This is a genomic window from Salegentibacter sp. Hel_I_6, from assembly GCF_000745315.1.
Taxonomy (GTDB): domain Bacteria; phylum Bacteroidota; class Bacteroidia; order Flavobacteriales; family Flavobacteriaceae; genus Salegentibacter.
This window is the reverse complement of the sequence record NZ_JQNQ01000001.1, coordinates 3,539,007-3,561,920: the sequence shown is the minus strand read 5'-3', so window position 1 is coordinate 3,561,920 and position 22,914 is coordinate 3,539,007. Positions and strand designations below refer to the sequence as shown.

Annotated in this window: 16 protein-coding genes; 3 read left to right on the top strand and 13 right to left on the bottom strand. The window is 37.2% G+C overall.

All coding sequences use genetic code 11. The annotated features are described in order from the left end of the window. Positions 1 to 4 precede the first annotated feature (4 nt). Complete coding sequence (locus FG27_RS15765) at positions 5 to 2,560, top strand: adenosylcobalamin-dependent ribonucleoside-diphosphate reductase (RefSeq protein WP_037320799.1); 2,556 nt, start codon at positions 5 to 7, stop codon at positions 2,558 to 2,560. A 395-nt stretch (positions 2,561 to 2,955) separates the two neighbouring features. Here FG27_RS15765 and FG27_RS15760 read toward each other — a convergent pair whose 3' ends face one another. The 10 genes from FG27_RS15760 to pabB form a co-directional block, all read right to left on the bottom strand. Next, the gene (locus tag FG27_RS15760; protein ID WP_037320798.1) at positions 2,956 to 5,526 is read right to left on the bottom strand and encodes a hypothetical protein; all 2,571 of its coding nucleotides are present in this window, start codon (positions 5,524 to 5,526) and stop codon (positions 2,956 to 2,958) included. A gap of 9 nt (positions 5,527 to 5,535) precedes the next feature. Continuing rightward, positions 5,536 to 6,432 carry a hydroxypyruvate isomerase family protein gene (locus FG27_RS15755; RefSeq protein WP_037320797.1) on the bottom strand — a complete coding sequence of 299 codons (897 nt, stop codon included), beginning with the start codon at positions 6,430 to 6,432 and terminating at the stop codon, positions 5,536 to 5,538. 323 nt (positions 6,433 to 6,755) lie between these two features. After that, on the bottom strand, positions 6,756 to 7,460 hold the full coding sequence (locus FG27_RS15750) for an NUDIX domain-containing protein (RefSeq protein ID WP_037320795.1): 705 nt from the start codon (positions 7,458 to 7,460) through the stop codon (positions 6,756 to 6,758). 123 nt (positions 7,461 to 7,583) lie between these two features. Continuing rightward, positions 7,584 to 9,173: a solute:sodium symporter family transporter gene (locus FG27_RS15745; RefSeq protein ID WP_037320793.1), complete on the bottom strand. Its 1,590-nt coding sequence runs from the start codon at positions 9,171 to 9,173 to the stop codon at positions 7,584 to 7,586. Between the two features lie 119 nt (positions 9,174 to 9,292). Beyond that, entirely contained in the window at positions 9,293 to 10,291 is a 999-nt protein-coding gene (locus FG27_RS15740; protein ID WP_051935891.1) for an aldose epimerase family protein, read from the bottom strand. Between the two features lie 102 nt (positions 10,292 to 10,393). Continuing rightward, positions 10,394 to 12,211, bottom strand: a complete 1,818-nt coding sequence (locus tag FG27_RS15735; RefSeq protein ID WP_037320791.1) for a DUF885 family protein — start codon at positions 12,209 to 12,211, stop codon at positions 10,394 to 10,396. 6 nt (positions 12,212 to 12,217) lie between these two features. After that, entirely contained in the window at positions 12,218 to 14,062 is a 1,845-nt protein-coding gene (locus FG27_RS15730; RefSeq protein ID WP_037320789.1) for a CocE/NonD family hydrolase, read from the bottom strand. 223 nt (positions 14,063 to 14,285) lie between these two features. Then, complete coding sequence (locus tag FG27_RS15725) at positions 14,286 to 16,304, bottom strand: thioredoxin family protein (RefSeq protein ID WP_037320787.1); 2,019 nt, start codon at positions 16,302 to 16,304, stop codon at positions 14,286 to 14,288. After that, positions 16,301 to 17,611 carry a tRNA lysidine(34) synthetase TilS gene (gene tilS / locus FG27_RS15720; protein ID WP_037320784.1) on the bottom strand — a complete coding sequence of 437 codons (1,311 nt, stop codon included), beginning with the start codon at positions 17,609 to 17,611 and terminating at the stop codon, positions 16,301 to 16,303. Before tilS ends, FG27_RS15725 begins: the two co-directional genes overlap by 4 nt. Positions 17,612 to 17,681: 70 nt before the next feature. After that, the gene (gene pabB, locus FG27_RS15715) at positions 17,682 to 18,983 is read right to left on the bottom strand and encodes an aminodeoxychorismate synthase component I (RefSeq protein ID WP_037320781.1); all 1,302 of its coding nucleotides are present in this window, start codon (positions 18,981 to 18,983) and stop codon (positions 17,682 to 17,684) included. Positions 18,984 to 19,196: 213 nt separating this feature from the next. On the opposite strand from pabB, the gene FG27_RS15710 reads away from it, so the two are divergent. Further along, complete coding sequence (locus FG27_RS15710; RefSeq protein ID WP_051935890.1) at positions 19,197 to 20,153, top strand: sterol desaturase family protein; 957 nt, start codon at positions 19,197 to 19,199, stop codon at positions 20,151 to 20,153. On the opposite strand, the gene FG27_RS15705 is transcribed toward FG27_RS15710, so the two are convergent. The 3 genes from FG27_RS15705 to FG27_RS15695 all read right to left on the bottom strand — a co-directional run bounded on the left by FG27_RS15705 (position 20,150) and on the right by FG27_RS15695 (position 21,308). After that, positions 20,150 to 20,698, bottom strand: a complete 549-nt coding sequence (locus tag FG27_RS15705) for an NADPH-dependent FMN reductase (RefSeq protein ID WP_037320779.1) — start codon at positions 20,696 to 20,698, stop codon at positions 20,150 to 20,152. The genes FG27_RS15710 and FG27_RS15705 overlap by 4 nt on opposite strands. Positions 20,699 to 20,820: 122 nt before the next feature. Then, a complete protein-coding gene (locus tag FG27_RS15700) occupies positions 20,821 to 21,078 on the bottom strand; it encodes a type II toxin-antitoxin system RelE/ParE family toxin (protein WP_051935889.1) in 258 nt (85 codons plus the stop codon). Then, on the bottom strand, positions 21,069 to 21,308 hold the full coding sequence (locus FG27_RS15695) for a hypothetical protein (RefSeq protein WP_037320778.1): 240 nt from the start codon (positions 21,306 to 21,308) through the stop codon (positions 21,069 to 21,071). Before FG27_RS15695 ends, FG27_RS15700 begins: the two co-directional genes overlap by 10 nt. Before the next feature lie 251 nt (positions 21,309 to 21,559). On the opposite strand from FG27_RS15695, the gene FG27_RS15690 reads away from it, so the two are divergent. Beyond that, entirely contained in the window at positions 21,560 to 22,909 is a 1,350-nt protein-coding gene (locus tag FG27_RS15690; protein WP_037320775.1) for a DEAD/DEAH box helicase, read from the top strand. Positions 22,910 to 22,914 lie beyond the last annotated feature (5 nt).

Genomic DNA, 22,914 nt, shown 5'->3' with positions numbered 1-22,914 from the left:
TAATATGGGTGTGAACACTACTACCGCCGCTCCTAAAACGTATAGCCAGGATGAGGCTTTTAAAGCTTCGCTGGAGTATTTTAAAGGAGATGATTTAGCCGCACGGGTGTGGGTAAATAAGTATGCGCTTAAAGATTCCCAGGGGAATATTTATGAGCTTACGCCAAACGATATGCATCGTAGAATTGCAAAAGAAATTGCCCGTGTAGAGCAACGCTACCCCAACCCAATGAGTGAGAATGAAGTTTTTGATCTCATCAAAGACTTCAAATATATTGTTCCTCAAGGTAGCCCAATGGCAGGTATTGGTAATCCATACCAAATTGCTTCTCTTTCTAACTGTTTTGTTATTGGTAACGATGGCGATTCAGATTCTTATGGAGGGATTATGAAAATAGACCAGGAACAGGTACAACTAATGAAAAGACGTGGCGGTGTTGGTCACGACCTTTCACACATTAGGCCAAAAGGCTCCCCGGTAAAAAACTCGGCCCTTACCTCTACCGGTATTGTTCCTTTTATGGAGCGTTACTCCAACTCCACTCGTGAAGTTGCGCAAGATGGACGTCGTGGAGCGCTTATGCTTTCAGTTTCTATTAATCACCCAGATTCTGAAGACTTTATAGATGCAAAAATGGAGCAGGGAAAAGTAACCGGCGCCAATGTTTCTGTGAGAATTGATGACGAATTTATGCGTTCGGTTAAAGAAGACCGGAATTACGTTCAGAAATATCCAATATTTAGCGAAAACCCAAAGAAAACCAAAGAAATTGAAGCTAATACGCTTTGGAAAAAAATAGTACATAACGCCTGGAAATCGGCTGAGCCGGGAATTCTTTTCTGGGATACTGTAATTAACGAATCGGTGCCCGATTGTTATGCAGATCTTGGCTACAAAACGGTTTCTACCAACCCATGTGGCGAGATTCCGCTTTGCCCTTACGATTCTTGTAGGCTGTTAGCTATAAACTTATTTTCTTATGTAGAAAATCCGTTTACTAAAGAAGCTTCTTTCAATTTTGAACTTTTCAAAAAACATATTGCCGCTGCACAGCGCATTATGGACGATATCATTGATCTTGAATTAGAGAAAATTGATGCAATTCTTGCTAAAATTGAAGCAGATCCTGAAGGTTCAGAGATTAAAGGTGTAGAGTACAATCTTTGGAAAAACATCCAGACCAAAGCAAGAGAAGGTAGAAGAACCGGAATTGGTATCACCGCTGAAGGTGATATGCTTGCTGCTCTTGGTATTAAATACGGAAGTAATGAAGGTGTAGATTTTTCAGTAAAGATTCATAAAACTATTGCCTTAGAAGCTTACAGAGCTTCAGTCTATGCAGCAAAAGAAAGAGGTGCTTTCGGAATATTTGATTCAGAAAGAGAAAAAGAAAATCCATTTATCCTTCGACTTAAAGAGGCCGATGAGAAATTGTATTACGATATGCTTGAATACGGCCGTCGTAATATTGCTTTACTTACTATTGCCCCCACAGGAACTACCAGTTTAATGACGCAAACCAGTTCTGGAATTGAGCCGGTATTTATGCCTGTTTACAAGCGAAGAAGAAAAGTAAATCCTAATGATAAGGATTCCCGTGTAGATTTTGTAGATGAAGTTGGCGATTCCTGGGAAGAATACGTGGTTTTCCACCACCGTTTCAAAGAATGGATGAAGGTTAACGGCCACGAAATAACCGATGATTATACACAAGCCGAACTGGACAAGCTTGTAAAAGCTTCTCCTTATTATAAAGCAACTTCTAACGATGTTGACTGGTTGAGTAAAGTAAGAATGCAGGGAGCGGTACAAAAATGGGTAGATCACTCTATTAGTGTGACCATTAATTTACCAAACGATGCTACCGAAGAATTGGTTGGTCAGCTTTATTTAGAAGCCTGGCAGGCGGGTTGTAAAGGAGTTACCGTTTATCGTGATGGTTCTCGTTCTGGAGTTCTAATTTCTAACGATGAGAAAAAAGAGGAAGCTGAAGAAGAAAACAATACACCATTCCCAACTACTCGCCCGCAAAGTTTAACCGCAGATGTGGTTCGTTTCCAGAATAATAAGGACAAATGGATCGCTTTTATTGGCTTAATTGACGATAGACCATACGAGATCTTTACCGGTTTTGCCGATGATGAAGAAGGAATTTTGCTTCCGCGTTGGGTGACTGAAGGTACTATTATTAAAGCCAGAAATGAAGATGGAACTTCTCGTTACGATTTCCAATATGAAAACAAACGAGGTTATAAGACAACCATAGAAGGCTTATCGCATAAATTCAACCCGGAATATTGGAACTATGCGAAATTGATCTCAACAACGCTTAGACACGGCATGCCAATTGAAAAGGTAGTAGATTTAATAAGCAGTTTGCAGTTAGACAGTGAATCTATAAACACCTGGAAAAACGGAGTTGCAAGGGCGCTAAAACGCTTTATCGCCGATGGTACCGTTGCCAAGAAACAAAAATGTACCAATTGTAATTCATCTAATCTTATCTATCAGGAAGGCTGCCTTACCTGTCAGGATTGCGGCTCTTCCAAATGCGGATAGTCTCTTGTTTAGATTAGATAAAAAATGCCTTTTGAAATTTTCAAAAGGCATTTTGTTTTTAGAAATGTCGCTCCCCTGGAGCTCTAGTTTTAAAATTCTGCTGTTTCTATAAGTATACCGCCTCTTTGAGGCTCATTAAGATTTTGATCCTGTGTTTTTACATTTTAAAGATTCACAATGATAAAACCCACAAGGCTTTAGAAACCTTGCAGGATAAAAATAATTACTACTTCCAAACCGATAAAAATTCTGTTTTATGAAAGCTCCGTAGGAGCGAAATATTTGTAGAAAATAGAAATTTGAGATTGCAGAGCTCCAGTGGAGCGACATATTACGGCATAAAAAACCTCACAGGTTTTAGAAACCTATGAGGTTTAATATTATTTATAATTTTATTATTCCAAACTCACCGAAATAATCCCCACGCCGTGCGGATTTTCCAGTTCTGTATCTTCAATTCCCGCTCCGATTGAGAATTGCAGGGCTTCTGCATTTTCTAACTCAAAATTACCCTCGTAAGAATGCTCAAAATAATAGGGTAAAAATGAAGGATAAGGTCTTGGCAGACTTACCGTTTTTACCGGTTTTAAGGAGGAAACCTCAATTTCATACGTTTCGATTTCTGAATCTAAATCGATTAGAGTTCCAAAAGCCGCACCGTTTTTCATAACAAAAGCAAGCTGAAGTTTAGCTGTACTTTCCCTTAGCGCTCTGGCTTTTATGATGATTTTATCTTTTGAATCCAATTCTGCTTTGCGTCCCTCAATTTTTCTACTAAAATTATATCGAAACGAATAATCATAGATAGCAGTTGCTTCGGGGTTTTCAACATCTTCTTCAAAGAGTTTTTGCACTTTTACCTGGTATTCTGCTTCTCCGGGCTTGTTGGTAGGTACCAGGTTATTTTGCGGGCTCCACTCCCCTACTATATAATTTTCGTCTTCCGCAGCATTAAAAACATAAAGCGACTTGTTTTCGTTAACCACGCGCGTTGAAAATTGTTCTTCGGAATAAAAATCCCAATCTTCGGGACTTCCGGAAACTTCTCCCGGAAAGGTTTCCTTTCCATCTTCAGTAGTAACTATGATTCTATATTCCAAAAAGCCGATTTTGAGCATTTTTTTCGGAATTTCAGCGGAATAATTATATGTTTCGTTATTGTGAAGCTCCAGGCTTTCATAAGAGTTTCCGTTTTGCAACCAGGCTTCTACTTTCTCTATTTTCTTATCTGAAATGATCTCTGCTTTAATTTCTGCTGAAGAATTTTCAGCAACTTCCTTTACCGCTTCGTGCAATACATAGGTTCTTTCCACGGTGGTCTCGGGCGCAGTGAATTCTTCCAGTTCAAATCTTAAATCTAAGTCTGAATTTTTATCAAATTCAACATTCTCATTTTTTAAAAGATAAGTTCCCGGGCGAATTTTAAAGGATTTTCTTTCAATTTCCGGAATAAACTCATTTCCTTCATTTAAAGCTTCCAGGCTAAAATTATCGGCTAAACCGGCAAGATCTAAAGTCATTTCCCATTCCTGCCAATTGATTACCGCAACGGTTTTTTCAAGGCTGTTGCTTCCAAAAGGATTATCTACCAAAACAGCATCTGGCATCACTTCCAATCTCCAAACACCGTCGTCTAATTTATCCAAAAAATAAGCACCTTTACCTTCATATTTTACAATTTCAGAATTTCCAAAACCGGCAACTTGCTTGAGGGTTTCTAAAGATTTTGGCTGAATTTCATTTGTATTGGTATAAATAAATTTTTCTTCAGAATTCAATACCGCGAGATCTTTTTCATAATCAATCGCAAAATCCTGAAATTCCAGGTTTTCTGGATAAATACCAAAATCACTATTTACAGGAACCTGGTGAAAAATCTCCCCTGCAATTTTTAATGCCAATGCCTTTTTTGGAGTATAAGCCAGGTTCATATAATGTGTATTATATTCAGTATTGCCGTGCGCCAAAAAGCTGGGTTCATAAGCAAAATGAGTACCGATTTGGATGCCCGCTTCCCGAAAACTTCTCGCCATTGCCGGGTAGATATAAGATTTCATTACATCGGCAGCATCAAATTCGTAAACCAGTTTTGCCGCGTTATTTTCTTCAATCACATTATTAAAAGGAATATTGTAATCGTTCACATTTGGTAAAAGATTGCCTTCCAATTCCTTTTGAAAACCAAGTCCGGTGGGATACCATTGAAAAGTCCCACCGTCTATTCCTGCATCAAAATAAGATTCGGCAAGATGAATACTATGGCTTACATTATAGAAAATTGGTTTTTTGGTACCCGTACTTTTCATTGACTTTACCATTCTCTCAATGAATTTCTGTACTTCCTCAGGTTCTCCTTTATGGTGCGGTTCGTTGCTAATTTCAAAAGCAATTAAATTTGGCTCATCCTTATAAGCCACTCCAGTATGCGGATTCACGTGATTCAAAAACTGAGCCAGGTAATTTTCTTGGGCTTTAATCGCCCCCGGCTCGGTTAGGCTTCCCGCTTTTCCATATTTATTTGAAAATCCGGGAGTATCTTCATCTGGTTCTGGCCAGCCGTTGCCCCAGAATGCAATAGGAGTAATCACAAAATTTATATCGCGTTCCTTTAGCTTTTTCAGCAAATAATCGAACAATTCCAGGTGTTCGTTTTCCAATAAATTTCCTTCTTCATCGCTGATTTCGGTATCCCAAACGTGAATTCGGTAGAGATCAAATCCAAGTCGGGAGAAATGATAAACATCTTTATCTATAACTTCCTTTAGGTCTACATTTAACTTTTGAGCACTTCTATAGGCGTGTGCAAAGGGCACCGAATAATTTACTCCGAAGCCTTTTACTTCATCATCGTTATGACCCCAGCGCATTAAGCCCTCATCATCTACATAAACATCCTTTTTTTCCTGTGAAAATCCCAAGACACTCATTAAGCCAATAAGCAGGCTTAAACAATACTTTCTCTTCATAAATAAATTTTAAACGTCACAAATTTCAATAGCTTTCCTCAGTGAAGCAATACCATCAGCATTATTAGGAATAAACTCCTGGGCTACATAACCATCAAAACCGGTATCTAAAATAGCTTTCATAATTGCAGGATAGAAAAGCTCCTGGGAATTATCAATCTCATTTCTCCCTGGAACCCCAGCAGTATGGTAATGGTTAATATGCTTATGGTGTTTTTTTATCGTTGCAATAATATCGCCTTCCATTACTTGCATATGGTAGATATCATACAGTAATTTAAAATTGTCGGCTCCCATTTCTTCAGCCAAAGCTACGCCCCATTCTGTATGATCTGCCATATAATCAGGATGATTAACTTTACTGTTAAGCAATTCCATAACGAGGTTTATGTTCTTCTTTTTCGCATATTTCAGTAAAGGTTTTAAGCCTTTGGAACAGTTTTTAATTCCGGTTTTTTCATCCATTCCGCGGCGATTGCCAGAGAAAACAATCACATTTTTAATTTTATGTTCTGAAGCTTTGTCAATTAGACCTTTATATTTACCTTGAAGATTTTTATGATTTTTAGGCTCATTAAATCCGTTTTCAATATTGGCGAAATCATCAGTAGCCATAGAGCATACCAATCCATATTTTTCAACGGTTTCCCACTCTGAAGGTCTTAAAAGATCTATAGCCTGAATTCCCATATTTGCACATGTTTTTGCGAATTCTTCTAAAGGAACGTCCTGAAAACACCAACGACAAACCGAATGCTTTATATTATTTTTCTGACTTTTGGGTAGGGTATTGTTATCTATATAATTTATAGCCGCAAAAGAAGATGCAACGCCACTAATGCTCAAAATTCCTGAGCCTATTGCGATACCCTTAAGTGCATCACGTCTGGAAAATTTCTTACTCATTATAATTGGTTTTTTAAGTTGGTTGATTTAAATGATAAAAAAGCAAAACGATTTAGATAAAATTTTCGTAATTAAAATAAATCACGAAATTCAAATTAAACAATGAGAGCATAAAATCTCTTCGGGATTGCTTAAAAACTGGCAATAAAAATTTTCAATATTTTATAGAACATTCAGAATTAAAACTCAAACTAGTACAGAATGCCTAAGTTATAACCTGAAATACTATAAACGTAAATTATACAATTATTCTTCAGAAAACAAACATTTTATTCAAGATTTTTTAATTTTTTCTTAACATTAAAACCCAAGTAAAAAATGGATTAAGCAATCTCAAAATTATAACCAGACTGAAGAAGTTCTTTGTAGTTTTTATGATCAAATTTGTAGAGAAATGCTCCCCGGCGTGAAGTAGTTTTATCTTTTTCGTCCAACTTGAAAAGGACATTTAGGGAGAGTACTTTTTTTCTAAAATTCCTTGCATCCAGCTCCTTTTGATAAATAGCTTCATAAAGCTGCTGCAGTTGAGGAATGGTAAATTTTTCGGGCAATAATTCAAATCCTATAGGCTTATACCTCGCCTTTCGTTTTAAGCGTTCAAGGGCATCTTTTACCATCTGGTTATGGTCCAGCACCAGGTCTGGTAGTTTTTCTATTTCATACCAGTGCGCGCCGTGTTTGTTTACCAGTTTTTTATCATATTCATCTAACCTGATAAGCGCGTATTGACCAACTGAAATTGAGCGATACCCGGGATCTCTTTCAGCCACTCCATAGCATTTAAGCTCTTCCATAAAAACGTTCTCAAGACCGGTAATCTCTTTGAGCACACGTTTTGCCGCGTGGTCTACATCTTCATCTAACTTAACAAAACTCCCAATTAAAGACCAGGTGCCTTTTAGAGGCTCTACTCTTCTTTTAAAGATTAATAACTTAAGTTTTCCTTCATCAAAACCAAAAATTATACAATCGGTAGCGACATACATTTTATCGTTATCAGCGTAATAATCATTAATGGGTTCAGACATCATGTATAGCTAAATTTCTGCTTAAATTTAATCAAAAGTAAAATGCCAAAAGGAATGGTAAAATTCAAACCTATGGTATTCTATATAATTAAGGGTAACACTATAGGGATATAGTCGGCAAATCTATTGCGCAAAATAGGCGTAAATAAAGATCACCAGCACTGCAATTCCAAGACCAACAGGTTTAACCAGTTTCCAGGGCTGAATATCTACCTGTTTAGTGTAATCTAAAATGAATGGCTGTATTCTTGGCTTCCATTTTCCTATTGCGAACATGATTATCACATTTAATGCAAATAGAATAGCCATTACGTGTAGATAATGCGGTAAGGCATCTTCTCCAACTACAAAATACTTTAGACCCAGGTAAATTAAATAGAACCCTACGCCGCTAAAAATAGCGACTTTAGCGGCAATAGCAGGAATACGTTTAGTTAGATACCCCACAATTACTATAGTTAGAATAGGTATACTGTAACTTCCATTAACCTCCTGTAAATAACCGAATAGTCCCTGTGGTGCATTGGCAATAAATGGAGCGATAAGCATTGCGCCAATAGCTAAAAATATTCCGAAGCGTTTTCCTTGTTTTACCACTTTGGCTTCACTCGCTTCGGCATTAAAATATTGCTTATAAATATCAATTCCGAATAGCGTAACCGAACTATTCAAAGCCGAATTAAAAGAACTTAAAATAGCACCAAAAAGTACCGCAGCAAAGAATCCCGTTAATACCGGCGGAAGCACAGCGTTTACCAAGGCAGGATAAGCCTGATCTGCATTTTCTAAATCTCCCTGAAACATATGCCAGGCAATAATCCCCGGTAGAACCACGATGATGGGTCCCAAAATTTTTATAAATGCAGCCAGCATTAATCCTTTTTGTCCTTCGCGAAGATTTTTAGCGGCCAGGGCTCTTTGAATAATGGCCTGGTTGGTACCCCAGTAAAATAATTGCACCAGCATCATCCCCGTAAATATTGTTGAAAAAGGAACTGAAGCATCAGGCCCACCAATAGAATTAAATTTTTCTGGATTTGAATTTACTAAAGTATCCAATCCGTTTATAACGCCTCCGTCTCCAATGGCCATAAGCCCAAAAATCGGGATCAACAAACCACCAATAAGCAAACCAACCGCATTAATGGTATCTGATACTGCTACCGCTTTTAAGCCTCCAAAAATCGCATAAATAGATCCTATGATCCCAATACCCCATACCGTAAGCCATAAAGCTGTATTTGAACTCACCCCTAACATTTCAGGAATGTCAAACATTGTACTAATCGCCAGAGCTCCTGAATATAAAACTATTGGTAGAAAAATAATCATATAGCCAGACAGGAAAAGTGCCGAAACCAGGGTTTTAGTTCCTCTGTCAAATCGCTTTTCCAAGAATTGAGGTACTGTGGTTAAGCCTCCTTTTAAATATCGTGGTAGTAAAAATAATGCAGTTATCACGATGGCTATAGCGGCCAGGGTTTCCCAGGCCATTACTAAAATTCCTTCGCTAAACGCCTGCCCATTCAACCCTACAATTTGTTCTGTAGATAAATTGGTAAGTAATACCGAGCCTGCAATAACTCCAGCAGTAAGACTTCTACCTCCAAGAAAATAACCGTCACTTGTATTTTCATCGGTTTTACGGGTAGCTAAATAGGCAATAATAGCTACTAAAAGCGTGAAACCTATAAATGATAAAATTCCAACCATAGCTTATTTAAAAATTTTGTTAAATATAAAATTTTAATTGGGAGTTATCCTCTCCTTAGTCAGTAAATTCCCTTGGAGCAAGCCCAGAGCATTTTAAATTTCAAGTTCGAGTAAACTTCTTATTTTCCGGTTACAGAAAATTTATAGGAAATTCGATTATAATATTGCTCTCCCGGTTTTAAAACGGCTTCAGGAAAATTTCTAAAATTAGGAGCATCTGGAAAATTTTGTGCTTCCAAACATATTGAAGGATAGGCTTCCGCAATTTCAGTACGGTAATTTAAATCATCGGGTAAATTTTCAGGTGCATAGGCTACTAAAGCTTTTTGATTGGTCTTTACTTCCATCTTAATCCCTGTTAAAGGCGCAAAAAGTCTTGCCGCTACTTCATCTTTTTCAGCTTTTAAAACAAAGGTATCATCCAGGGGACGGTTTCCTATTAATTTACTTTCGCCAAAATTCTTTGGATGTTTCTTCAACTTGGTCAAATTTCCGGTAGGCAATAAATTCTTGTCAACTTCCAGAATTTTCTCTGCCTCGATCTTTAAAAATTGATCACTTATACTACCGCTACCATTCAGATTAAAATAGGTATGATTCGTAAGATTAATTACTGTTTTCTTATCTGTTTTTGCTGAATATTCTATAAGCAACTCATCATCTTCAGAAAGTGTATATTTCACTTCTACCTCCAAATTTCCGGGATAAGATTCTTCCCCGTCTTTGCTGAAATAACTTAGTTTTACGGAAGGATTGGGCGCATCGTTTTCTTCTTCGATTTCCCAAATTTTATACTGAAAGCCATAATCTCCACCGTGAAGATGCACATTATCTTTTTCAAATAATTTATAGGTAACCTCATCAAGTTTAAATTCGCCCTTAGAAATTCTACCGGCATATCTTCCCACTGAAGCACCAAAACACTTATTATGATCTTTGTACGCAGAAGTAATAAATTCCTCTGCCCTTGGACTTACCACCACATTAAGCTTATCTCCATTCTTATCTATGATCTTTAGACTAAGTACAGCAGCTCCATAATTGAGTACCTGGAGCTCACTCCCTTTATTATTAATTAAACTTATAGTCTTTAGATCTTCTTTTTTAATAGCTTTCAAATTCTATCTTTTATTTGTTTTACTCGATAATCGAGATTAAATACACCTAGGCTTGCCAAGCATCACAAAATTTATATAGTATCTCTTAGGTTTGCCTTAAAGTTATTTACTGGAAATCCAGTCATCTACTTTTTCTTCCAGAATATTCAAAGGTAACGCTCCATCTAGAAGAATCACATCATGGAATTCCCTAATTTCAAATTCTTCTCCAAGTTCTTGTTCGGCATGGTTTCTTAATTCAAGAATTTTATTCATCCCAATTTTATAGGCTGTTGCCTGTCCGGGCATTACAATATGTCTTTCTACCATTTTTACACAATCGCTCTCGGCATTAGGCGTATTTTCTTTATAATAAGCTATTCCCTCCTCGCGAGTCCATTTTTTAGCGTGAATTCCGGTATCTACCACAAGTCTGCAAGAGCGCCAAAGTTCCATGGCTAACCGTCCAAAATCAGCATAAGGATCTTTATAAAATCCAATTTCCTTAGGCAATAATTCGCTGTAAAGTCCCCATCCTTCTACATAAGCATTGTAAAAACTGAATTTCCTAAACTGCGGAACATCCTCCAATTCCTGCGCAATGGCAATTTGCATATGATGTCCCGGGATCCCTTCATGATAAGCCAAAGCTTCCATTTGGTAAGTTGGCATCGCCATCATATCATATAAATTAGCATAGTACGTCCCCGGTCTTGAGCCATCTTTAGCGGGTTGCTGATAAAAAGCTTTTCCTGCACTTTTTTCTCTAAAAGGTTCCACAGCTTTTACCACCAAGTCTGCTTCAGGTTTTGTTAAAAACAAGTCGTCTAAGCTACCCTTCATGGTATTGATTATTGCAGTAGCCTCATTTAAGTATTTCTTTTTGCCAATAGAATCGTTCGCAAAATAAAACTGCTCATCGTTTCTCATAAAATCAAAGAAATCGTTGAGGGTACCATTAAAACCTACTGCTTTTTTAATTTCTTCCATCTCAGCGTGAATTCTTTCTACTTCACTCAATCCAATTTGATGGATCTCCTTAGCAGAAAGATTTGTAGTGGTAGTTCTTTTTAGGGCATTTTTATAAAAATCTTCACCTTTAGGAAATTTCCAGGCTCCCGCATCGTTATTAGCGCGTTTCTGCTGCGTTTCTAAAAAGACAATCAAATTTTGGTAGGCAGGTTTTACCCCTTTGGTCAATGCTTTTTCAGCCGCTGATATCAACCCATTTGCTTTTTCTTCTGAAATTTCCAGATTGCCAATTTTAGCTTTAAAATCTTTCAAAAGCGCACTGTCATCTAAGGATTTACCAAAAGGTTTTCCTTTAATCACATTCCTACTGGCATCTAAAACTTTATCAAAAACAAATACCGGGGGAACTATCCCGTTTTGCTCTCTAATCTTTAGATTTCCAATTACATCGTCCATGACCTTTGGAATTCCCTCAAGTCTAGATATATAAGCCTTAGCATCACTTAAGGAATCTATTCGGTGCATATTGATTAAAAATGCAGGTAACTCGGCGTGATACCCGAACATTTGATTTACCGGATAATCATAAAACCTGTAATCATAATCTTCAATTTCATTTTCAATCTTTTGGAGATATAGATCGTAACTTAATTTAGTTTGTTTATTCAAGGCTCCTACCTCAACCTTTTCAAGATATTCCAGGCGTTTCTTAGCTTTTTTTCGATCCTCGGCATATTTTAGATGAGAAAAATCATCCCACTTCCCATAATTGGTTTTTTGTCCAAGTTGGGTTTGCATCATAGGAGATTCCGACAAATCTTTTTGAAATTCAGCCTCGAAATATTCATTTAATTTTTCTGAATGTTCCGCTATTTCTTCTGCTGAATAATTTCCGGTTTTATCGTTACAGGAAATTAGAAGCACAAAAAGTACTATAGCTAAGATTTTATGGAGAATCTTAAAATTCATTTCTGATTATTTTAATACTGAAAATTCTATAGCTGAATCCCCAAAAACGCTGTGTGTTTGTTTCTGAAAATCTTCTTCTTCAGCCTTAAAAATATTTGGCACATAGGTTTGTGGATTAAGATCTATAAGCGGAAACCAGGTACTCTGCACCTGGATTTGCAATTTATGACCTTTCTTAAACGTATGGTTTATATCCTGAAGCGTAATATTTACATCGGTTTTTTCATTAGCGACGAATGGCTCAGGATTTTCAAAACTGTTTCTAAAACGCCCTCTCATTACTTCACTACGCACCATCATATGGTAATTACCCATATCTAAATGATCCATAGTTTCCTCATAATTTTCGGCATCTGGCGGGTAAACGTCTATCACTTTCACAACCCAATCTGCCGCAGTTCCCGTTGTTGCAACTTTTAGGCGGGCCATAATCTCCCCGGTAAGTTTCATATCTTCTTCCAACACCTCGGTTTCAAAAACCAAAACATCAGGCCTTCTTCCCGCAAATCGCTGGTCACCGGTCATATACTCTCTTGGAGTGAAAACCGCTTTAATCTCGTCGTTATACGAAACCGGTTTTTTAGGATCACTTACAAAGGTTTCTTCATTTTCGGAAGCTTCCTGGGTAAGTTTTTGATTATCTCCTAAATAAAAAACTTTAGATTCAGCGTCTTTTGGAGGCCAGTTCTCGTAAGAGTTCCATGCTCTGGCGCCAGTATCATAAACATAGGCTTCAGCGAGATCTACCTGGCCATCACCTTCTTCTTTAAGAAAATGATTGAAGAATTTAGTTTCTATATTTCGCTGATAGTCTTCAGAAAGATTGTCTCCAAAATAAACATTCCCCACAGACTGTCTTTCTGTTTGTCTCGCCCAGTCCCCGTGGCTCCACGGGCCAAAAACCATTATGTTGTAATTATCGCTAGTTTCTTCGATTTTCTTGTAAGTATTAAAAGGACCATACAGATCTTCAGCATCAAATAAACCGCCTACAACCATTACTGCAGGTTCAATATCCTCTAAATGCTGAATAATGCCTCTACTTTGCCAGAATTCATCATAGTTTGGATGCTCTTTTAACTGCTGCCAGAATACATTGTCTTCCCCATAATACTCATCTAAATTACTAAGAGGACCAACGTCTAAAAAGAATTGATACTGATCTTCTGTTCCAAGATCTGGTAAATCATACCAGGCCTCTGTAGTTGGGCCGGTTTTATCATATCCAAAAAGCGCGGTGGCTCTCCAGTAGCTCAATAAATAAGCGCCATTGTGATGAAAATCGTCAAAAAAGAAATCTCCAATTCCGGCTTGCGGAGAAACTGCTTTTAAAGCCGGGTGTGCGTCTACCAAAGAAGCGACTGCATAATGACCGGGATACGAAATTCCCCAGGTTCCTACCTTCCCATTATTGTTATCTACATTATCAATAAGCCATTCTATAGTATCGTAAGTATCGCTGGATTCATCAAATTCAGCTCCTGATTTATTCGGAATAATTGCCCGCATATTATCGTATTTCCCTTCACTCATCCAACGTCCGCGAACATCCTGGTATACGATGATATTACCTTCTTTCATTAAATACTCGTTAGGACCAATAAGCGAGCGAAACTGCCCTTCACCATAAGGCCTGGAGCTATATGGCGTTCTTTGCATAATTATTGGATATTCCTGCGAAGTATCTTTTGGTGAATAAATTGTGGTGTGCAGCTTGGTACCGTCACGCATCGGGATATCTACCTCTGTTTTATTATAATGCTCTTTTACATTATAATCTTCCTGCGCAATTGTTAGCACAGGCAAAAAATTTAAAAATAAAAGGATAAAACTAAAACGCAATAATTTCATAGTTATGGGATATTTGAAGCCCCTAAGATAGAAATTACACCGATAAACCTAAAGGAAATTTACGCGATAATCGATAATTAAAACTGTTTGGCTTCAGCCCTTACTAAGAAGCTTGGGGCAAGCTCAGGAGGCTTATTTTTTAACAAGGGCAAAAGCCACTGGAAATTAAACACTACTGCGGGATTTAAATATCTCTATAAAAGTCTAATAAACCACGAGATAATTAATTCTCCGCGACTTCTCTAAATTTCGCAAGCCCCTCTTCCAGCCAACTGAGATATTCTGAAGCTTTAGGAGTATAACCAACCGGTTCGTTAAGCAAGTTCACTTCATTATCCAACAGCACGTAAAAAGGTTGCGAATTATTTTGGAAATTTAAAGTTTGAAAAGTCGCCCATTTATCCCCAATTGTTTTTATAGGCTTGATCCCGCCTTTTGGTTTCATATAATTAAACTGCGCTTTTTTCGGCAGTTCTTTTCTATCGTCTACATACAGTGAAATAAGGATATATTCATCATTCAGGATATCATAAACCCCGGGTTCACTCCATACCTGTTCTTCCATTTTTCGACAATTTACGCAAGCCCAACCGGTAAAATCCAGGATTATAGGTTTGTTTTGTTCGCGGGCGGCTTCAAGGCCCTTGTCCCAGTCTTTATAAGCTGTAAGACCCAACGGGGCATCAGTTCCTTTGTCATAAACGCTGTAAAACAATGGTGGTGGGAATCCGCTTAACAATTTAAGATTCGCAGCAGAAGTATTGGTTAAACCGGGAATTAAATAAAGCACAAAAAAGAAGGTGATCACACCAACACCAAACCTGGCCTTACTGATTTTCTTTTTAGGTCCGTCGTGTGGAAAACGAATAAATCCGAATAAATAAGCCATTAAGCCTAACCCCGCAAGAATCCAGATTCCGAGGAAAATTTCGCGTTTTAAAAGTCCCCAATGTTCTACAAGATCAGCATTAGAAAGGAATTTAAAAGCAAGCCCTAATTCAATAAAACCTAAAGTCACTTTTACCGTATTTAACCAACCGCCACTTTTTGGCAAAGAATTAAGCCAATTTGGAAATAAGGCAAAAAGGGCGAAAGGCAAAGCCAACGCCAGTCCAAAACCTCCCATTCCCATAGAAAGTTGCATCGCGCCACCATCGCTGGTAAGCGACCCGCCAAGTAGCGAACCTAAGATTGGCCCAGTACAGGAAAAGGAAACCAAAGCCAAAGTAAGCGCCATAAAGAAAATACCCACAAAGCCACCAATACTGGAAGCTTTATCGTCCATTTTATTACTCCAGGAACTCGGTAAAGTTATTTCGTAATACCCGAAAAATGAGAACGCGAAAATGATAAAAATGATAAAGAAAATAATATTCAGCGTAACATTGGTAGAGATATTATTGAGGATCTCTGGATTTACACTATCCAACAAATGAAAAGGTAAACTGAGTAAAAGATAGATCGAAAAAATAAAGAAACCATATAGAATTGCATTTAAGAGACCTTTTTGTCGGTTTTTAGCGCCTTTGGTAAAAAAGGAAACCGTAAGCGGAATCATAGGAAAAACACAGGGAGTTAAAAGCGCTATCAATCCGCCGATAAAACCGAGTAAAAAAATATTCAAAAAATTATTGCCTTCCTCCTCTTCAGGCGCATATTTTTCCATTCCTGAAACATTGATATTTAATGCTTCGGTAAGTTTTTTGTCTTTTTCTGAAATTTCAAGATCAGTAAAACCTTCAGTTATTTCATCGTTTTCAAGGGAAATATTAAAACGTTCGGTTTCCGGAGGTAAACATTTTTCATCATCACAAACCGAAAAATAAATTTCAGCAATAATTTCAGGTTTAGTTTCAGCAAGTACTTTTATTTGTTGTTTAAAAACTGCCTCACCTTCAAAATAGGTGATATCGGCTTCAAAAACCTGGTCGTAAATTGGCTCAACATCGGGTTCTTCGGTTTCGCCAAGAAGCTCAAAATTTTCTTCATCATTATTATAAGAGAAAGTAGTAGCGATTGGCGCAATATCAATATCGGCTTCATTTTGCGAATATAAATGCCAGCCTTCTTCCAGGTTTGCAGTAAAAATTAAGGTGAAAATGCTATCGTTTTCTTTTTCTACGGAAGCCTCCCAGCTAATGGGGTCGTCCATTTGGGAGTCTTCGCTCCCATCGTTAAAATATTGTGCCTGTACCTGAAATAAAGGAATTAAAAAGATGAGCAGACTCGCCAGGTATTTCATAAACTGAAAGTAATTTTTATAATTTTTTGATTGGGTGAGTTAATGGAAAAACGCCTATCGGCGCGTTGATTAATCACCCAAACAATTTTATCTCCAGAACACAGCAACCAGCTGTTTTCTTTCTCGGGCAAAGATAATTTTTTGTCTTTAAAGAAGTCGCTTAACTTCTTTTTTCCTTGCATTCCAAATGGATAAAAAATATCGCCTTCCTGCCATTTTCTAACCTGTAGCGGAAAATCCAGTTTTTCGGGATCTACATAAATACAATTTGAATTTTTATCGCCAATCCTGTCTACTTCTGAAAATGAAAATGTTCCCATTGGTAAGATGGCAAAATCTTCATCTTTTGCTATTTTATATTCCCTGTCTTCAGTATTATTTATTTCAGTTAAAATAAGATAATCTCTATCCTTTATTAACCTATGGGAAGCTGAAAAAACCATTTTTCCCGGTTGAGCAGTCATTAAATTATAGACATCGTTCCATTCGGTAAACCCGAAAGATTTAAGCAATTGATATAAAACTGCCGGAGGATTCGGGATCTTTTTTAGATAATTGATATCCAAGCTATAACCGAATTTAGTTTTTGCTATAATTTTTGGGTAAAGCAGACTCATATAATCTTCTACCAGCTCTTCATTTTCCTTTAAATGAGACTGGGTTTTCATAAAAGTCTCCAAAAACTGCGGATTCAATTCTTCAAAAATCGGAACAATCTCGTGCCGAATTTTATTCCGAAGATATTTTGTAGAAGCATTGCTACTATCTTCCCTCCAGGCAATTTTATTTGCTTTCGCGTAAGTTTCAATTTCTTTTCGGGAGAAATTTAGTAATGGCCTAATCACTTTATTGTTGTGAGAATTTATGCCACTCAATCCTTCCAAACCGGTACCACGAACTAAATTGATAAAAAATGTCTCTAAATTATCGTTGGCGTGATGCGCGGTTAAAGTATAATCGAATTGATGCTTTAGGCTTAATTCTTCAAACCATTCATACCTAAGATCGCGAGCCGCCATTTGAATAGAAATACCATTATCTTGGGCATATTGCGCAGTATCGAAATTCTCTGTAAAAAGCTTGACTTTTAACCTTTTGGCCAGGGCGGCTACAAAATCTTCATCGGCGTCACTTTCTTCATCCCTAAGGTTAAAATTACAATGCGCTAAAGCAAAATCAAGTTTCGCACTTTTACATAAATGCGTAAGTACGATGCTGTCTACCCCTCCACTTACCGCAACCAAAAGTTTGCTGTTACACAGATAAGGAAACTGTAATTTAATCTCGTTTTTGAAGGCTTTTTCCATAGAAAATCAAAGATACGAAAACAGTTGGCAGTGTTTCAGTTGGCAGTTTGCGAAATATTTTCTGAATAAATTATTCTAAAGCCTGTCGCATTGCAGCGGCTTTTAATAAACATTCTTCATATTCTTTTTCGGGATCTGAGCCGGCAGTTATCGCACCGCCAACCGAAAAGGAAACGTATTTTTTTTCTGAATTATAAAGAATACTGCGTATTACCACGTTAAAATCGAAATCACCATTCGGGGTAAAATAGCCCACCGCGCCACTGTAAAGTCCGCGTTTGGTTTCTTCCAATTCTTCGATAATTTTCATTGCTGAAATTTTTGGAGCACCCGTCATACTTCCCATAGGAAATGTTGCTCGCAAAGCTTCTACCGGCGGAATTCCAGTTTCGATTTCAGCAGAAATTGTAGAGATCATTTGATGCACTTGTTTAAAAGAGTAAACCTTACAAATCTCCTCTACTTTTACGCTGCCTTTCTGGGCGATTTTAGAAAGATCGTTTCTAACAAGGTCCACAATCATCACATTTTCCGATTGTTCTTTTGGATCTTTAGAAAGTTGGTTGGCAATTTCCAAATCTTCGTCTAAATCCTGAGAACGTCTCGCCGTTCCTTTTATAGGCTGCGAAATTAATTTTGAACCCGTTTTCTTTAAATAACGTTCCGGCGAAGCCGACAATAAATAATGTTCTTCTAATTTTAAAAAAGTAGCAAAGGGCGGACCTGAAATTTCATTGAGTTCCTGAAAAACTTCAAACGGCTCAATTTCCCTGTTTTCAGCAAAAAACTCCTGACAAAAATTGGCTTCATAAATATCCCCACGTTGAATGTAAGCGAGCATTTTATCCACCTTTTCCAGGTATTCTTCTTTCGAAATTCGAGATTGGATGTGCGGTTGTGAGTTGCCAGCTGTGAGTTTTCGGTTGCCGGTTATGAGTTTTGAGTTATTAATTTCTTCGAAATCTTCTTCAATTTCATCATCCAGCATGTTTAGATAATGCATTTCCACCTGATTTCCTTTCAGCAGAAATAATTTTTGAGGTTGAAAAAAATAAATATCCGGAAAATCGAGTCCGTCGAAATTTTTGGAAGAAAGCGCTTCTACATCATTTTTAAGATCGTAAGATAAGTAACCAAAGATCCAGTCTTTTGTAGTTTGCTGGTACTCCTGGAGCTTTGCAAAAGCCTGGAATGCATCGGTTTTTATCGCGGTAAATGCACCTACAGCCAGCAAAGCATCAAATTTACCATATTGTTGCGCATAGCTATTACTATCTAACCAGGCAATTTCTTCAAACTGTCGGCTCCACTGCAATAGTTGTTTCTTGAATTTTAATGGATCTTCTAAAGTGTAGGTGATTGTGGTTCGCACGTAGCTCTTAATTTGGTGCGTAAAGGTAAAAAGATTTTAATGTAGCACCTATTTAAATGCTGCTGCGATTTCTTCCAAAAAAAGGCTAAGATTTTAAACGATCCAAAATTTAGGAAATCAGAATAAAAATCCTCTTGTATTTCTGGTAAAAATAGCCTAATATAGAATCTTACTGTTATGCAGCAACTTTATAAATAATCGCAAATTTCTTTAATGTTTCAAGACACCGAAAAACTCACCTTAGCCGATATAGAAAATCTCGATTTCACTACTGTAATCTGGGTGGTGGCTCCACTTATGTTCTTGTTTGTTCTTATTGAATTTTTAATTGGAAGAAAAAAATACAAAAATCTGTATTCTGGAAAAGACTTTTTAGCTTCTACAGCTATAGGGATTGGAAATTTAATCCTGAACGGATTTATGAAAATCGGGGTTTTTATGGTTTTCCTATTCTTTTTTAATTTGGCGCCTTTTAGAATTCCGCATACCTGGTGGTCTTATGTTTTATGTTTAATATTATTAGATTTTAGCAGGTATTGGGCGCATAGACTTGCACACGAACAGCGCTTTTGGTGGTCAACGCATGTGGTTCATCATTCATCTGAACATTATAATTTATCGACTTCTTTTAGGTTATCCTGGACGCAGAATTTAAAGATCATTTTCTTTTTACCAGTAGTTTTGTTGGGCTTCCATCCGCTGGTATTTTTTATTGTACATCAGCTCGAAGTACTTTATCAATTTTGGATTCATACTGAATTGATAAAAAAATTACCGAGACCAATTGAATATATTTTTACAACACCTTCACACCATAGGGTACACCATTCGGTAAATGAAAAATATATTGATAAAAATTATGGTTCCACTTTTATATTCTGGGACCGCATATTCGGAACTTTTCAGGAGGAAGACGAAAAACCCCGCTATGGTATTACAAAACCGGTAAATTCATACAATCCTTTTTTCCTGGTTTTCCACGAATGGATTGATATTAGTAAGGATGTTTGGAAATCGAAATCTATAAAAGAAGCCTGGATTATTCTATTCGGAAGCCCGGTAGATAAACATAGGGAAGAGATGGGGATTACAGGAAAATCTGACGCCGAAATGTCCAGTATTGGCAAAGCAAACGAAGAATTTAGTGTGAAAGCTAAGAAAGCAAATTAACTTAATTTTTCTTCGTCTAGCTGATGAGAGAATGTAGTTAAAACGTCTTGGATTCCCATATCCAGAACTTCATTTAGCACTGCATCTTCTTTAAAATTGTCGTTAAAAGAAGGCAAACTAAAACTTTCAATTACCTCACCGCCAAACCTGGGCAAAATTCCTTTTGTGTATTCTAAGGCTGATGCTGCACCTCGTTTTCCGGGAGATGTACTTATCAATAATATCTTTTTCCCGGCCAAAAAGTTGCGATCTAGACGCGAAAGCCAGTCAATTATATTTTTAAAATAAGCGGAAACAGTCCCGTTATGTTCGTTTACCGCAATTACCAGTGCATCGTGCTCTTTGATGATGTTATTGATAATTGTCGCATTTACTGGAATCCCTCTTTCCTTTTCCGTATCTGCGCTGTAAATTGGCAGATCGTATTGGGTAAGGTCCTGAATTTTCACTTCATGCCCCTGGATGCGGTTGGCAACGTGTTTTAATAATTGAAAGTTTATGGAAGTGCTGCTATTAGAACCGGCAAAGGCAAGGATCTTTTTCATCTAAACGATTTTTATCAAAAATACCGAAATAAATGAATCTTTCTTCAATATAAAAATAGAGGTGCTAATCAATTTTAGAAAGCTTTTTTGGGTTCTGCCTTGTATCAAAAACCGTAGCTATATCATCGGCTTTTAGAATAATTAATCCAGTAAATAATTTTATAATTTTTATAAATTAAGTATCTAAAATTCTGGGGCTTATCTTCTAAAATTATTTCTAGCTGACCGGAAAATGGTTTTTTCTCCAAGCCTATTGTGCTCTCAATTATTCCATTTATTAGCCTATCTGCAACTTCTAAACCGGTTCTATTACTATAATATTTTTTAATCTCTATGAGTTTATTTTGAGCAAATTCTGTCCAGTAAACACTTAATTCCATTCCTTTATTATACGCTTTAGTGCTTTGGCCTCCATTACGCGGTCATTTTTGGAATCTTCAAGAGATTTTTCAATATCCGTATTTAGTTGTTCCTGGCTCATCGGTTCAATATTTTCTTCCGAAGATTGCTTTTCCTCTTTCAGCAAATTTTCAAATCGAGCGATTGCCTTCTCATTCTGAATTTTCAGAAACTCATCTACAAATTCTTTTTTCCGGGTTTGTAAATTCATAACAACAGGTTTTATTCAAAAATACAAAATATAATTTTAGATATTACGGAGATATAGTTTAGCAGATCCCGCCCTGCGGCATAATTAATTCAACTTTGCATATTAAAAATAGCTTCAACTATTTAAGAAATTTTGAGTGGTTGAGATCCCGCCCTGCGGCGGGATTGGTTCAACTAGCTAATTTAAAATTGCCTACAGCAATTTTAAATTAGAGTTTCACTAACTTTGCCAGTTCATAAAAACTTCATTTAGTGACTTTTCAGGATTTAAATATTACCACTCCACTGCGCAATGCGCTGGAAGATATACAGATTACCACGCCCACGCCTATTCAGGAGCAATCTTTTTCTACCATTATGTCTGGAAAAGATATGGTGGGAATTGCCCAAACCGGTACGGGAAAAACCTTTGCGTATATGCTTCCCATTTTACGAATGCTTAAATATTCCGAACAAAAGAACCCACGGGTTTTGGTATTAGTACCTACGCGCGAACTTGTGGTGCAGGTAGTGGAAGAGATTGAAAAATTAACTGCTTATATGAATGTTCGTACTACCGGAATTTACGGCGGCGTAAATATGAACACCCAGCATCAATCGCTTTTGCAAGGCCAGGATATTGTGGTTGCCACACCGGGAAGACTATATGATCTGGTACTTAGGCGCGCGCTTCAGCTAAAATCTATCCAAAAATTGGTGATAGATGAAGTTGATGTCATGTTAGACCTTGGCTTTAAATTTCAAATCAATAATATTTTTGAATTGCTTCCTCAGAACCGCCAAAACATTATGTTTTCTGCGACGATTACTGAAAATGTTGAAAATCTAATTGAAGCTAATTTCAAAAGTCCACAAACTATTTCTGTAGCCGCCAGTGGAACTCCCCTGGATAATATCAAACAAACCGGGTATAAAATTCCAAACTTTTATACAAAAGTCAACCTCCTGAAACATCTTCTAAAAGATAAAGAAACTTACTCTAAAGTATTAATCTTTGTGGCTTACAAAAGAATGGCCGATAGACTTTATACTGAATTAGAACAATATTTTCCCGATGACTGTACGGTGATTCATTCTAATAAAACTCAAAATTATCGTCTGCGGAGCATCAAACAATTTGGCAGCGGATTTTGCCGAATTTTAGTTGCAACCGATGTGATGGCGCGAGGTCTTGACATAGAATCGGTGAGCCACGTAATTAATTTTGATACGCCAAAATATCCTGAAAACTATATGCACCGAATTGGGCGAACAGGACGTGCTGAAAAAGAAGGAAATTCGATTTTAATGACTACGGAAGCTGAAATGGAATCGCTTGAAAAGATTGAGAATTTGATGAAAATGGAAGTTCCGCAGGAAGAAATACCAGCGGAAATTGAAATTTCTTCAGAATTAATTCGGGAAGAACAACCAAAAGTTTTTGAAATCAACAACCCAGGGAAAAACAGAGATGATGATGCTCCCGGACCTGCTTTTCACGAGAAAAAAGAGAAAAACAGGAAAGAAAATCTTGGTGGCTCTTACCGAAGGGAAATTGCCAAAAAGTATAAAAAGCCAAAAACCCGCGGTGACAAGAACGCGAACCGAAAAAGAAAAAAATAGCCTTA